The organism is Gordonia alkanivorans (assembly GCF_004011905.1).
Classification (GTDB): domain Bacteria; phylum Actinomycetota; class Actinomycetes; order Mycobacteriales; family Mycobacteriaceae; genus Gordonia; species Gordonia alkanivorans.
On sequence record NZ_CP027114.1, the window covers coordinates 4,584,475 to 4,597,019 of the forward strand.

At 67.4% G+C, this 12,545-nt stretch carries 12 protein-coding genes; 1 reads left to right on the forward strand and 11 read right to left on the reverse strand.

Features of this window, described 5'->3' with window-relative positions:
* Positions 1-108: 108 nt before the first annotated feature.
* The 4 genes from C5O27_RS20815 to C5O27_RS20830 form a co-directional block, all read right to left on the reverse strand.
* Positions 109-1,341 carry an acyl-CoA dehydrogenase family protein gene (locus tag C5O27_RS20815; protein WP_244216546.1) on the reverse strand — a complete coding sequence of 411 codons (1,233 nt, stop codon included), beginning with the start codon at positions 1,339-1,341 and terminating at the stop codon, positions 109-111.
* Positions 1,341-3,002 (reverse strand): class I adenylate-forming enzyme family protein, encoded by a 1,662-nt coding sequence (locus tag C5O27_RS20820; RefSeq protein WP_127963547.1) that lies wholly within the window; start codon positions 3,000-3,002, stop codon positions 1,341-1,343. The genes C5O27_RS20815 and C5O27_RS20820 overlap by 1 nt, the downstream gene beginning before the upstream one ends.
* Before the next feature lie 39 nt (positions 3,003-3,041).
* A complete protein-coding gene (locus C5O27_RS20825; RefSeq protein WP_035754788.1) occupies positions 3,042-4,022 on the reverse strand; it encodes a cyclase family protein in 981 nt (326 codons plus the stop codon).
* Between the two features lie 282 nt (positions 4,023-4,304).
* Positions 4,305-5,144, reverse strand: coding sequence for a TetR family transcriptional regulator (locus tag C5O27_RS20830; RefSeq protein WP_006359774.1), 840 nt, complete (start codon positions 5,142-5,144; stop codon positions 4,305-4,307).
* A gap of 97 nt (positions 5,145-5,241) precedes the next feature.
* On the opposite strand from C5O27_RS20830, the gene C5O27_RS20835 reads away from it, so the two are divergent.
* A complete protein-coding gene (locus tag C5O27_RS20835; RefSeq protein WP_127963548.1) occupies positions 5,242-6,873 on the forward strand; it encodes a class I adenylate-forming enzyme family protein in 1,632 nt (543 codons plus the stop codon).
* Here the strand turns inward: C5O27_RS20835 and C5O27_RS20840 are convergent, their stop codons facing one another.
* The 7 genes from C5O27_RS20840 to C5O27_RS20875 all read right to left on the reverse strand — a co-directional run bounded on the left by C5O27_RS20840 (position 6,874) and on the right by C5O27_RS20875 (position 12,464).
* Entirely contained in the window at positions 6,874-7,515 is a 642-nt protein-coding gene (locus C5O27_RS20840) for a TetR/AcrR family transcriptional regulator (RefSeq protein ID WP_127963549.1), read from the reverse strand.
* A gap of 17 nt (positions 7,516-7,532) precedes the next feature.
* Positions 7,533-8,153, reverse strand: a complete 621-nt coding sequence (locus C5O27_RS20845; RefSeq protein ID WP_040004254.1) for a nitroreductase family protein — start codon at positions 8,151-8,153, stop codon at positions 7,533-7,535.
* A gap of 80 nt (positions 8,154-8,233) precedes the next feature.
* Complete coding sequence (locus C5O27_RS20850) at positions 8,234-8,539, reverse strand: hypothetical protein (RefSeq protein ID WP_006359770.1); 306 nt, start codon at positions 8,537-8,539, stop codon at positions 8,234-8,236.
* Complete coding sequence (locus tag C5O27_RS20855) at positions 8,539-8,832, reverse strand: hypothetical protein (protein ID WP_127963551.1); 294 nt, start codon at positions 8,830-8,832, stop codon at positions 8,539-8,541. Before C5O27_RS20855 ends, C5O27_RS20850 begins: the two co-directional genes overlap by 1 nt.
* 11 nt (positions 8,833-8,843) lie before the next feature.
* On the reverse strand, positions 8,844-9,641 hold the full coding sequence (locus C5O27_RS23060) for a hypothetical protein (RefSeq protein WP_244216547.1): 798 nt from the start codon (positions 9,639-9,641) through the stop codon (positions 8,844-8,846).
* 958 nt (positions 9,642-10,599) lie between these two features.
* The gene (locus tag C5O27_RS20870; protein ID WP_127963553.1) at positions 10,600-10,998 is read right to left on the reverse strand and encodes an NUDIX hydrolase; all 399 of its coding nucleotides are present in this window, start codon (positions 10,996-10,998) and stop codon (positions 10,600-10,602) included.
* Entirely contained in the window at positions 10,995-12,464 is a 1,470-nt protein-coding gene (locus tag C5O27_RS20875) for a carboxyl transferase domain-containing protein (RefSeq protein ID WP_127963554.1), read from the reverse strand. Before C5O27_RS20875 ends, C5O27_RS20870 begins: the two co-directional genes overlap by 4 nt.
* Positions 12,465-12,545 lie beyond the last annotated feature (81 nt).

Consider the following 12,545-nt stretch of genomic DNA (forward strand, 5'->3'; position numbering starts at 1 on the left):
ACACTCCTCGTCGTCGCGACCTGCGGGTCAGGGTAGGCCGGTCGTGACGATGTCGAGGCAGTTTGCGCCGGTGAGCGGCGCAAACTGCCTCAACCTTTCATCCCGTGGTCACCGCCGCAGCTCCGACTTGGCGATCGTGCGGAGATGCACCTCGTCCGGACCGTCGAAGATGCGCATCGCGCGGTGCCATCCGTACATCGCGGCCAGCGGCACGTCGTCACTGACGCCGGCGCCGCCGTGGACCTGGATCGCCCGGTCGATGACCTCGAGCGCCACGCGCGGTACCGACACCTTGGCGGCCGAGACATACGGCGCGGCGGCCTTGTTGCCGAGCTCGTCGATCGTCTTCGAGGCCAGCTGACACAGCAGGCGGGCCTGGTCGATCGCGATGCGCGACTCGGCGATCTGCTGCTGGACGACGCCCTGCTCGGCCAGCGGCTTGCCGAAGGCGACGCGCCCCTTCGACCGCTGGACCAGGAGGTGCAGAGCCCGTTCGGCAGCGCCGAGCGCACGCATGCAGTGGTGGATGCGGCCGGGGCCGAGGCGCGCCTGCGCCATCGCGAATCCGCCGCCTTCCTCACCGAGCAGGTTCTCGACGGGCACCCGGACGTTGTCGTAGACGATCTCGACGTGGCCGTGCTGGTCGTGACGACCGAACACCGGTACGTCGCGGACCACGGTGACACCCGGGGTGTCGATCGGGACCAGCACCATCGACTGCTGCCGATGGGTCGCCGCCCCGGGATCGGTCTTGCCCATCACGATGAGCAACTTGCAACGCGGGTCGGCTGCGCCGCTCGTCCACCACTTCCGGCCGTTGATCACATAGGAATCGCGGTCGCGTTCGATGCTGGTCTCGATGTTCGTCGCATCCGAACTCGCGACGTCCTTCTCGGTCATCGAGAACGCCGACCGGATTCGGCCGTCGAGCAACGGCTCCAGCCAGGTCTGCTTCTGCTCGTCGGTGCCGAACAGGTGCAGCAGCTCCATGTTCCCGGTGTCGGGCGCCGCACCGTTGACGGCTTCGGGCGCCAGATGCAGGCTCCACCCGGTGATCTCGGCCAGACCGGCGTAGTCCAGCTGGCTGATCCCGGATTCGGACGGCAGGAAGAGATTCCACAGGCCGCGGGCGCGGGCCCGCTTCTTCAGCTCCTCCACGACCGCCGGCACATCGTGATCGTCGGGACCGGCGAAGCCGCGCTCCTCTTCGTAGCGCTGCTCCGCCGGGACGACGTCGTCGTGCATGAACGCGGTGAGCTTCTCGCGCAGCTCGAGTGCCTTCGCCGACGGCCGGAGATCGAGTGTCTCGGCCGGGGTGCGAACGGTCAGATCCGGCTGCATCACTGTGCCACCGTCCGCAGTTCACGACGCAACAGCTTGCCGGTGGCGGTCTTGGGGATGTCGCTCATCACCACGACCTCACGCGGGTACTTGTAAGCCGCCATCCGCGTCTTGCAGTGGTCGATCAGTTCCTCCGGCGTCGCGTCGGTTCCCGGTCGCAGACTCACGAACGCCTTCACGGTCTCGCCGCGGTAGGAGTCGGGCACGCCGACGACAGCCGCCTCCCGGACCGAAGGATGTTCGTACAGAACGTCTTCGACCTCGCGTGGCCACACCTTGAAACCGCTGGTGTTGATCTGATCCTTCTTGCGGTCGACGATGTAGAACCATCCGTCGGCGTCCATGTAGCCGACGTCGCCGGTGTGGAGCACGCCGTTCGGGATGCCCTTCGCGGTCGCCTCCGGCTTGTTCCAGTAGCCGGCGACCACCTGCGGGCCGGCCGTGACCAGCTCGCCGACCTCGCCCGCCGGCAGGTCGTTGCCTTGCTCGTCGACGATCCGGACGACCGTGTCGTACACCGGGATTCCCACCGAGGTGGCCCCGGTCTCCTCGTCGGCCGGGGCCGTCACGCCGAACGGCACCGCATGCGACGGCGAGGTGGTCTCGGTCAGACCGTAGACGTTGTGGATGTAGTGACCGAACCGCTCCTGGAACTCGGCGATCGTGCTCGGCGGGATCGGCGCCCCACCGGAGTAGATCTTCGACAGGCTCGCCAGCGACGCCGGGTCGATGTCCGGCACGTTCATCAGGGCGATGAACACCGTGATCGATCCGACCGTGAACGTCGCCTTCTCCCGAGCGATCGTCGCGACGGTGTCCGCCGGGTCCATCCGGTACATCAGGACCAGTGGCGCACCCGTGAGTTCGGCGAGTGCGATGTGCGCGATGAGACCGGTGATGTGGAACAGCGGTGCCACGCCGAGGATCACGTCGTCACTGTCGACACCGACCCAGTCGCGGTAGGTCTGCGCATTGAACACGACGTTGCGGTGGGTGGTCATCGCACCCTTGGGCGGTCCGGTGGTTCCCGACGTGTAGGTCAGGAAGGCGACGCTGTCCCCGGTGAGATCGACCTTGGGCGGGCGCTGACCGCGGTACTTCGCGAGCATCGTCGCCAGGTCGACGGTGTCGGGGCAGTCGATCTTCTCGACGCCGGCCAGGGTTCCGCTGTTCGCGGTCTGGAACTCCAGCTCCGAGGTGGTGATCACCGTCCGCACCGCGGTCGTGTTGTCGCGCAGCGTCTCCTGCACGACGTCGCGGTACAGCGACTGCATCGCGACCAGTACCGTGGCGCCGGAGTCGACGAGGATCTCGGCGAGTTCACGGCTGCGGTACATCGGGTTGGCCGAGACGGCGATACCGCCGGCCTTCCAGATACCCAACTGTGCGATGACGAACTGGGGGATGTTCTGGGCGTAGACCACCGCGCGGTCGCCCGGGGTGAAGCCCAGGTCCAGGATGCCGACCGCGAACGCGTCGGTCAGTTCGTCGAGCTCACCGGCCGTGACCGATCCGTCGAAGTAACGGATCAGGTCGGCGTCCGGGCTGCGCGCGGCGGTGGCCGCGAACATGTCCAGCGCGGTGTCGAATTCGATGTTCCGCGGCGCGAGATCCTGCTCGCGGTAGTGGCTGCGCCACACCTTGTCGTCGTAGACGCTCATGTCTGACGTACCTCTTTCGGCGAATGACTCAGGGATGAGTCAGCGGATGACGACGGGGTTCACCGGCGCACCGGTGCCGCTGACGACCTTGAGTGGGGCCGCGACGTACAGGAAGCTCCAGCGGTTGTCGGCGGCACACGCCTCGGCCAGCTCCTCGAGCCAGACGATCTCGGTGAACACGACACCCAGGTTGCGCATGAGCGCGTTGTGAAGCGGTAGCGCGACACCGGATTCCGGGTCGGTGGTGACCTCGTTCGCGATGGTGTCGGTGACGAGGTTCGGGATCTCTTTGTCCTGGAACCATTGCACGAGTTCACGTGAGTAGGTCAGGCCGGGCTCGCAGAAGCCGTCGTAGAACTGCTCCGGGTTGTTCAGCTCGTACCAGTAGGTCAGCCAGCCGGTGCGGATGATGAGGATGTCGTGGGGCTCGATGGTGACACCCTGTGCGGCAGCGGCGGCTTCGAGGTCGTTGTGGTCGAAGGTCTCACCCTTCTCCAGGTACTTCTTGCCGCGGTGGCGGGCCATGTCGATCAGCACGCCGCGGCCGACGACGCCCTTCTCGGCGATCGGCAGGACCGACGCCTTGTCGAGCGCGTCGACGGTGCTGCGGGCGTCGTAGCCGTTGTAGAGTTTGCCGTCGTACCAGACGTGGCCGAGTGCGTCGTACTGCGTGGAGCCCTGCAGGAAGATGTTCGCGGTGTCGTCGGCGTAGTGCAGACCACCGGGGAACTGCGGTGCACCTTCGCCGTCCCACGACGACTCGTCGAGGATGTTCTTCCGGTTGATGCCCTCGCGACCCGGCCACAGCGGGTCGCCGGGGCTCTCCTTGCGACCCATCTCGATCTGCAGGGTGAAGGTCTCGCCCGACTTGATGTGACCGACACCGCGCAGGACCTCGCTCGCGTCCAGGTAGTTCAGGGCGCCCACCTCGTCGTCGGGTCCCCACTTGCCCCAGTTCGACGGGGTGTCGGCACCCAACAGGTCACCCATGGACGGCGCAGTGGTCTCGATCTCGGTCATCTCATCTCCTTTGATTCGATCCAGAGCGGAACCGACGGTTCCGGGTCGCACACTGAACGGTGCGAACTGAATTTCTCGACTGAACTTGGTGAGCGCTCGCTCGGTAAGTTCATTGTGACGAGCATCGCACTCGTTCGCAGCGCCGTCAAGAGGCGAAATCGGTGATGTCTCAGCCTTTGTCAGCAAGAGAAGGGAAAGCCCAGTACACACGGCAGGTTCAGCAAAGCTGAACTTCCCCTGTCCAGGGGTAGGCCGCCCGGACGCGCCGAAGGTCGGGGGGGCCTAGCGGTCGGCCCGGAAACCCACCATGCCGAGAGCGAGATTCGCGTACTCGCGAGCGATGCGACGCCCCTGAGCGGCGTCGGAGTCATCGGTCCAGGTCGGGACGGCCAGGCACATCGTGACGATCGCCTTGGTCGCCACGGACAGGTCGCCGGACCGGAAGGCGCCGAGGTCGGCGGCGCGCCGGGCCGTATCGAGCAGGCGACCCTCGATCTGCGCCATCGACGCTTGCAGGTGAGTGCGGTTGGGTTCCTCGAGTCGCCGCAGCTCGGTCGCCAGGACCAGAGCCAGCGCGCGACGCTCGACATGGAAGAGCGTGAGCGCCTCCACCATGTTGGCGAAGGCGGTCACCGCGTCGACGCCGTCGCCGGCTGCGTCGAGACGTCGCGCCAGGTCAGCGTGGGCGATGTTGACCAGCGCGACGAGCAGGTGCTGCTTGCTCGGGTAGTGGTGATAGATGCCTGCGACACTGATGTCGGCGCCGGCGGCGATGAGGCGCATCGTCGCACCGTGATAGCCGAGTTCCTCGAAGACGTCGATCGCCGACTCCAGCACCGGGTCGAGGGTCAGCGGGGCGAACACACGCCAGTCCGTCGGGTCCCCGGCGGCCTCCGCCTTCTCCGGTTGCGGCGACTCGAGGAAACGAGCGACGGGCACGTCCAGGCACTGCGCGATCTGGCGCAACCGGTCGACGGTGAGCCCGACCTTCCCGTTCTCGATGGCGCTCATGGTCCCGACGCTCACCCCGATACCGGCCGCCAGCCCACGCAGCGTCACGCCCGCCTGCTTACGCAACTCACGCACGGCGGCGCCGCTGTCGGTCACCGGTTGTTCGACCACGCTGAACAGCTTATGGGGAGCCGCGCATTTTTCGTAGACTCATCCTCGTGGTCCACAACCTGCCGCCTCGCTCGCGTCACCCCGAACGCTCGTACGCATGAACGCCTACGAGAGCCGTCCCTGGCTGGCCCACTACCCGTCCGGACTCTCCGAGCACCTCGACGTCGAGTTCGGGTCCCCGCTCGAGATGTTCGACGCCGCGCTCGCCGCAGCCCCCGACGCTCCGGCCGTCCACTACTTCGGCGCGACGCTGAGCTGGGCCGACCTCGACGCCGCATCCGACGCCCTCGCCCACGCATTGCAGGAACACGGCTTCGCGGTCGGCGACCTGCTGGGCATCGCCGTCCAGAACGAGCCCGCGATCGTGCTCGGGCTCCTCGCGGCCTGGAAGGTCGGCGGTGTCGCCGCCCTCATCAGCCCCATGTACAAGCGCGGCGAATTCCGCAGGGCCCTGGACGATTTCACTCCGGCCGCCCTCCTCGTGCTCGACGAGGTCCACGCGGAGGTCGCCGACGAGCTCGGGTCGATCGGACTCGTCGTCACGGCCTCGCCGCTCGACTTCGCCGGCAGCGACGATCTGCAGCGCGTGTTCGACGTGTCCCGGGTTTCCACGGCAGGCACCGTCGAACTCCTCGACCTGATCGGCACCGGCTCGCGTGCGGTCACCCGGCACGCACCCGCACCGGATGATGTCGCGGTGCTGGCACCGACGTCGGGAACCACCGGTCCACCCAAGGGCGCCAAGCTGACGCACCGCAATCTGACGTTCAGCGCGCAGGCCTATCGCACCTGGACGGGCCTGCAATCCGGCGAGCCGATCCTGTGCATGTCGCCGATCTTCCACGTCACCGGCCTGGTGGGCTCGGTGATGCTGGCGCTGTCCCTGCGCTCGCCGCTCATCCTCACCCACCGATTCGACGCCGGCCTGGTCCTCGACGCGGTGCGCGCCTGGCGTCCGGCCTTCTCCGTCGCCTCGATCACCGCCTACATCGCGCTCGCCGACCACCCCGAAGCGACGCCCGAGGCGTTCGACTCACTCCGACTCCGCTACTCGGGCGGCGCACCGGTTCTCCCCGACGTCGCCGAACGGATCGAAGAACGCCTCGGCGGGATGATCCACAACGTGTACGGGCAGACCGAGTCCACCTCGCCGACCCACATGGTGCCGCCCGGTGTCCTCGCACCGGTCGATGCCGAAACCGGTGCTCTTTCAGTGGGTTTGCCGATCTTCGACACGATGGCGCGCGTCGTCGACGAGCGCGGCGAACCGGTACCGCCGGGGACGTTCGGCGAGATCGTCACGGCCGGACCGCAGATCGCCGCCGGCTACTGGGGTCAGGACGACGACGGCTCGGCGCTGCGCCACGGTGAGATGCGCACCGGCGACGTCGGTTTCATGGATGCCGACGGTTGGTTCTACGTCATCGACCGCAGCAACGACCTGATCAACGCGTCCGGGTACAAGATCTGGCCGTTCGAGATCGAGCAGGTGTTGCAGTCGCACCCGGCGGTGCTCGAGACGGCCGTGGTCGGCATCCCCGACGACTACCGCGGTGAGTCGACTCGCGCCTACGTCGCCCTGCAACCGGGTGCGGAGGTCACGCCGACCGAACTCATCGAGTACTGCCGCGAACGGATGGCGGCGTACAAGTACCCGCGCGAGGTCGAGATCGTCGGCGCACTCCCGCGCAGCGCGACCGGCAAGCTGTTGCGCCGCGAACTGCGCTGATCAGACCCGGCAGCCGAGCGCGGCCAGGGCCATCGCGGTGAGCAGACGCCGCAGCTGCGCCTCGTCGTAGGCGGGCAGCCGGGGCGAGGAGTTCAGCAGGCCGAACGTCGCGTGTACGCGGACGCGAGCCTCGGCCCGGTCGAGTGTGCGGCCCTCCTGCTCGTAGATGGCGATCACGACGTCGACCCAGCGTTCGACGTAGCGCCGCTGCAACAGCCGGACCCGGTGGTTGGCCTCCGGCGTCATCGACGACAGGTCGCGGTCCTGGACGACGATCAGATCGGGTTTCGTGACGAGCACGTCGATGTGAAAGCCGATGAGCGCCAGCAGGGTCTCCGACGGCGGACCGCCGCGGTCGACCACCTCGGCACCGCCGTCGTACAGCCGCTGGCTGATGTCGACGAGCATCTCGTCGAGCAGTTCGGTCTTCGACGAGAAGTGCCGGTACATGGCCGGCCCGCTCACCCCGACCGCGCGGCCGATGTCCTCGAGACGCACGCCGGCGAAGCCGCGTTCGGCCATCTGCCGCGCGGCCGCGGTCAGCAGCTCGGCGCGCCGGGCGGCCTTCGCCTGGGTGCGACGGGTCGGCGGGCGGGGAACGTCCCCCGTCTCGACCGGTGGGGTGTCACTGGTGGCGGACATGGTGATCCGCACTCTACTCACCAGCCGTCGATGTGGAGCACCGAGTCGAGGGGCTTACGCGGAGCCGGCTTGAAGTCGGTGCCGGTGTAGTAGGCCACCGGCAACAGGACACCTTGGTGGATGCCCGCGGGGATGCCGAGCAGCTCGGCGATCTCCTTCTCGTGGGCCAGGTGCAGCGTGGTCCAAGCGGATCCGAGGCCGCGGGCACGCAGCGCGAGCTGCAGACTCCAGGCGCCCGGCAGCAGCGAGCCCCAGACGCCGGCCTGGTTGCCCTCGGGCAGGTCGCCGCCGGTGTATATCGCGCCGATGACCAGCACCGGGACCTGCCCCATCGTGTCGGCGAGGTACTGGGCGCTCGACGCGACCCGCTTGCCGGTCTCGTCGCGCGGCTGCTGGGCGGCGTAGTACTTCGAGAAGGACTGCGCGTAGTAGTCGGCGACCTTCTGTTTGAGTTCGGGGTCGGTGAGCACGATCCAGTGCCAGGTCTGGCTGTTGCTGCCGGTCGGCGCCTGCAGTGCGACCTCGAGCGCTTCCTTGACCACGTCGAGCGGGACCGGGCGGTCGTAGTCCAGACGTTTGCGCACCGAGCGCGTCGTCGAGAGCAGCTGGTCGGGATCGAGCGGCAGGAGTTCGGTCATGTCCCCCATCTTCCACACGTCGGGCGGTGGACACCACCAGCCGTGGTCAGATCAGGCTCGGACCGGGCGGTTTCGTCGGTTCAGGCGATGGCCGATCCGAGCGCGGCCCCGGCCAGGAGAACAGGTATCGAGATGATCGCTCCGGCACCACCCGCCACAAGTCCCGTTCCGGCCCGCCTTACCGATCGCACGCCCCGAACGGGTGCCGTGCTCAGTGCGAGCAGGACCAGCCCGGTCAACGGTGGCCCGACGACCAGCCACAGCGCATCCCTGGAGGCCAATCCGGTGAACGGCAACGACATCACGAGCATGCCGATCACGACTGCACCAAACGATTCCGGCCCGAACCAGTCCTCACGTCGATACCTCGTCGACAGGGTCGTCATCACAGTGTCACCAACGCGACGTACGCGACCACCACACTCGCGGCCAAGACACCCAGAGCTGCTCCCGCACACCGCGGTGTTCGGCGCCACCACAGGCCGACAGCGATCGCCAGCAGGACCACGCCTGCAATGCCTATCACCACTCCCAGCGACGACGACCACTCCGGATTCAGTCGGTCCGTGATCCCGGCCAGAATCATGAAGACGAAAATGGCGAATGCCACCGATACCGGTACGGCCACGGTGGCTGCCTGCCAGAATCGGGAATCCGCGAGTAGCGCACGGTGCTTCATCGGCCGCGACACTATCGCACCATGACAACGGTGGGGGGATTGTCCGGGTCTCCGAGATTCGTCGGTCTGTTCCGTTCCCAGTTCGGGTCGTCGAAGTCGGCCTTGAAGGGATCCATCATCGCTCGGCCCCCGCCGACCTCGTGGTAATCCGGCAGGTTGAACAACGGCCCCACTGCACTGCCGGAGTCGGCCGCGTCGATCAGCACGGGGCGGCTCTGTCCGGCCGAATTGTCCTGGTAGATCTCGACCGACGGATAATCGGTGATCTCACCACCGGCAATGATCCGAGCAGTGCCGGGGTTTCCGCTGGTCGGTTGCAGGACAAGCGAGCCGTTGACGGTGTGGCCGGTGACCGAAGCGCCGGGCGGCGCGAACGGATTCACCGCGTCGTACTGAACCATGACCGATCCATCGGGTCGCTGCTGTGCCCGGACCTCAGGCTCACCGACCCGTACCTGACCAGTGGAGTCGACCGAGGGATTCTGTCTCGTGACGATCAGGCCGTTCTCGTAGTCCACGTACATGACGACACGGGCATGCTCCGGGTCGAAGTTCGCAACCTCTGCCCGATCGTCCCCCAGGTCGTAATGCGGAGCATTGAACACCTCGGCCGCCGGTATGTACAGTGCCGCGCGTACAACACCTTGCCCGGGCACCGGTTCGATGCGCGCGACCTTGATTCCGGGTCCGACGCCTTGGTATTTCGGGTCGTAACTGTCCGGATTCAGCGCCTCGGCAGTCTTCCAGTCGACCGAGCCAGATGGTTCGCGCCCGAATATCTCCTCGAAGGCAGCCGCAGAGGCACGCATGCGCTCCGGATCTGCGCGCGGACTCTGTCGCTTGGAGTCCGCGATCACCGCGAGCGCAGACGTCAGTGCTTCCTCTGACGCCATGGTCTCGAGAGTTTGGGTCGCCCCGGCGACCTCGGCACCCCAGGTGGCGTCGGCGCCGACGAGAGAGGACACCAATCCGCCGAGTCGGGCCAGCTGCAGTCCTGCTTCGGAACTCCAGTCCTCGACGCCGTCGACGACCCATGAATCAGACAGTGTGACAGGGGGAATCACGTAGTTCTGAATGATCGAACGAATCTCGGAAACAGGATGCGACCTCGCCCCATGAGCGCCGGCCGCCGCCGCCGAGAGCGCGTCGTAGCCGGACGCCACCGCGCCGATCTGCTCTCGTTCTCGTTCGGCCCGGTCTTCAGCAGCTCGTCGCCCACCGCCTGTCCAGGCCAGATCATAGACCGTGTCTCGCATGGTCTTTGACGTCCCGACCATTGCATCGGCGATCGCCGCGGACCGGGTGGACAACTCTCGCAGAGAGTCAATGTTCCAACTCAGAACGTCACTTGGAGTGGTCACACTCACCCACCGCTAGTCGCGGAGTTGATGTCGGGCACACCCGCGATGCGAGCTGCGGCCTCCGCGTCCGAGTCGCTGTATGTGTCCGCAGACAGCGACAGGAGACTTGCGAACTGGTCATACCTCGCCTTGACCACCTGCTTGGCGCGTGTACTCGCCGTATTCGACTCACCGAGCGCAGACCCCACACTGCTCCCCACCAGTTGTGCCGCGACTTCGGCGGCGCCCAGGAAGGGAGCCGAATCGACATCTCCAGAAAGCTGAGCCAGCGTCCCCGACGCCACTCTCAGGCTGTCCGGATTCACTTCAACCGACAAGACAATCCCCTCCCCGCGCCCTGATTCGGAAGAATATACCGCTGGACGTATCGGCACTGTCGCAGCAGTCCACACCCGACCGAGGCTCCCTAGCCCAACACTCCGTGCTTGCGGAGGTGAGCAAGCAACCCGCGGGTCACCGGGAGTTCGGTCAGGTCTTCAGCCGTGAACCAACCGGCGTCCACGGCGTCGTCACCGGCGCACAGGGTGCCGGACACGATCCGCGCGGCGAAGTCATGGACCTCGAACACCACGTCGTCAGGGCCGGGGATGTCGACGGTCCACAGCAACTCCCCCACTTCGACGTGAAAGCCGGTTTCCTCCAGCATCTCCCGCGCGACTGCCGCCTCGATGGACTCGCCGGGTTCGACCTTTCCGCCCGGCACGGTCCACTTCCCGGCCTGCGGCGGGTTTCGCCGTTGGATGAGCAAGACGCGTCCCTCGCCGTCGGTCAGCACAGCACCGACCGCGACGATGCGCGTGGTCATCGGACGTCCGCCGCGGGCACCCGGGTGCGCGCCCGCGGATCCGGCGCCGGCGAACTTGCGAGATACCGGCCGATCGCCTCGCGGATCCGGTCCAGCGCGTCCGCATCGGAGTCCGCGTCGACGATCACGTCGACCATGCCCTGAACCGCGAGCCGGCCGGCGAGAATGCCCTGGCGCGTGGCCATCTCGCCGGCATGTTCGAGGTCGCGGTGGACGATGAGACTCGCCCCCTCCGGCGGTAGCGGCGACAACCACGCGTCCGCGCGGGCTACCCGCAGGTCGGCCGGGAACAGCGCCAACGCCGCACCGCCGGCACCCTGGCCGAGCATCACCGAGACGGTCGGTACCGGCACCGTGATCAATTCGACCGTGCAGCGGGCGATCTGGGCGGCGAGTCCGCCCTCCTCGGCGACCACCGACAGCTCCGCCCCCGGCGTGTCGATGACGGTGACCACGGGCAACCCGAGATCGCCTGCCGCGATGATCGCCCGGCGCGCCTCACGCAGATGCCGGGGACCGGGCAGCTCGCCGTTGTCCTGGGACACCCTGTCGTAGCCGACGACCATCGCCACGCGGCCGCCGAAGTCGCTGAGTGCGAAGCGAAGTGGCCCGGCGTCGGACAGCGCTGCCGAATCCCCTTGCGAGAGGAACTCGATCAACCCCGCCCGACCCGGTTCACGGGTCGCGAGGACGCTGGCCCAGGCGTGGTGCGCCGGCGTGCCCGAATCGTCGGGCGCGGTCTGCGGAGCCTGCGTCGGCGGCGCGCCACCGTGCAGGGTGAGCAGTCGCAACACCGCCGCGAGCCGCCCGGCCAGAGCGTCCGGTTCCACCACATCGTCGACGACCGTTGTGCGGAAGAGATTCTCGGCCGTCTGTACCCCGTCGGGAAACGGTTCGCCGTAGAGTCCTTCATAGACACGGGGCCCGAGGAACCCGACGAGCGCGCCGGGTTGCGCCCACGTGACGTGACCGAGCGACCCCCAGGACGCGAACACCCCGCCGGTCGTGGGGTGCCGCAGATAGACGAGGTACGGCAGCCCGGCCGCCTTGTGCGCGGTGACGGCTCCGGTGATCGCGACCATCTGGAGGAACGCCGCGGTCCCCTCCTGCATGCGGGTGCCACCCGAGGCGGGCAGAGCGATCAGCGGAAGCCGCTCCCGGGTGGCCCGGCCGATCGTCTCGACGATCCGCGCGCCGGCGTCGCGGCCGATCGACCCGCCGAGAAAACCGAACTCGCTGAGTACGATCACCGCCCGATGGCCACCGATCAGACCGGCGCCGGTGATCACCGACTCGTCGGAATCGCTGCGCTCCCGGGCACGGTCGAGATCGTCTGCGTACGTGCGGTCGTCGCCGTCGGAGGTGACCGCGGGTCGGACGATCGCGGTGTCCCACGACTCCCACGACCCGTCGTCGACGATCATCCCCCGCAGCTCCACGGCCGACAGCCGTGCCCGTTCACCCATGCCTCACAACGTATCCCGCTCGTGCACTGCCTCCCGGGAGATCAGCCTCCAGAGGAGAGAGCCGATGAACTCCGTCTGGCC

Coding starts and splice junctions, on each gene's coding strand:
- C5O27_RS20840 (WP_127963549.1), bottom strand. CDS start 7,515: ATGTCCGCCACCAGTGACACCCCACCGGTCGAGACGGGGGACGTTCCC.
- C5O27_RS20875 (WP_127963554.1), bottom strand. CDS start 12,464: ATGGGTGAACGGGCACGGCTGTCGGCCGTGGAGCTGCGGGGGATGATC.
- C5O27_RS20820 (WP_127963547.1), bottom strand. CDS start 3,002: ATGAGCGTCTACGACGACAAGGTGTGGCGCAGCCACTACCGCGAGCAG.
- C5O27_RS20845 (WP_040004254.1), bottom strand. CDS start 8,153: ATGACCGAACTCCTGCCGCTCGATCCCGACCAGCTGCTCTCGACGACG.
- C5O27_RS20825 (WP_035754788.1), bottom strand. CDS start 4,022: ATGACCGAGATCGAGACCACTGCGCCGTCCATGGGTGACCTGTTGGGT.
- C5O27_RS20870 (WP_127963553.1), bottom strand. CDS start 10,998: ATGACCACGCGCATCGTCGCGGTCGGTGCTGTGCTGACCGACGGCGAG.
- C5O27_RS23060 (WP_244216547.1), bottom strand. CDS start 9,641: ATGCGTGCCTCTGCGGCTGCCTTCGAGGAGATATTCGGGCGCGAACCA.
- C5O27_RS20835 (WP_127963548.1), top strand. CDS start 5,242: ATGAACGCCTACGAGAGCCGTCCCTGGCTGGCCCACTACCCGTCCGGA.
- C5O27_RS20815 (WP_244216546.1), bottom strand. CDS start 1,341: ATGCAGCCGGATCTGACCGTTCGCACCCCGGCCGAGACACTCGATCTC.
- C5O27_RS20855 (WP_127963551.1), bottom strand. CDS start 8,832: ATGAAGCACCGTGCGCTACTCGCGGATTCCCGATTCTGGCAGGCAGCC.
- C5O27_RS20850 (WP_006359770.1), bottom strand. CDS start 8,539: ATGACGACCCTGTCGACGAGGTATCGACGTGAGGACTGGTTCGGGCCG.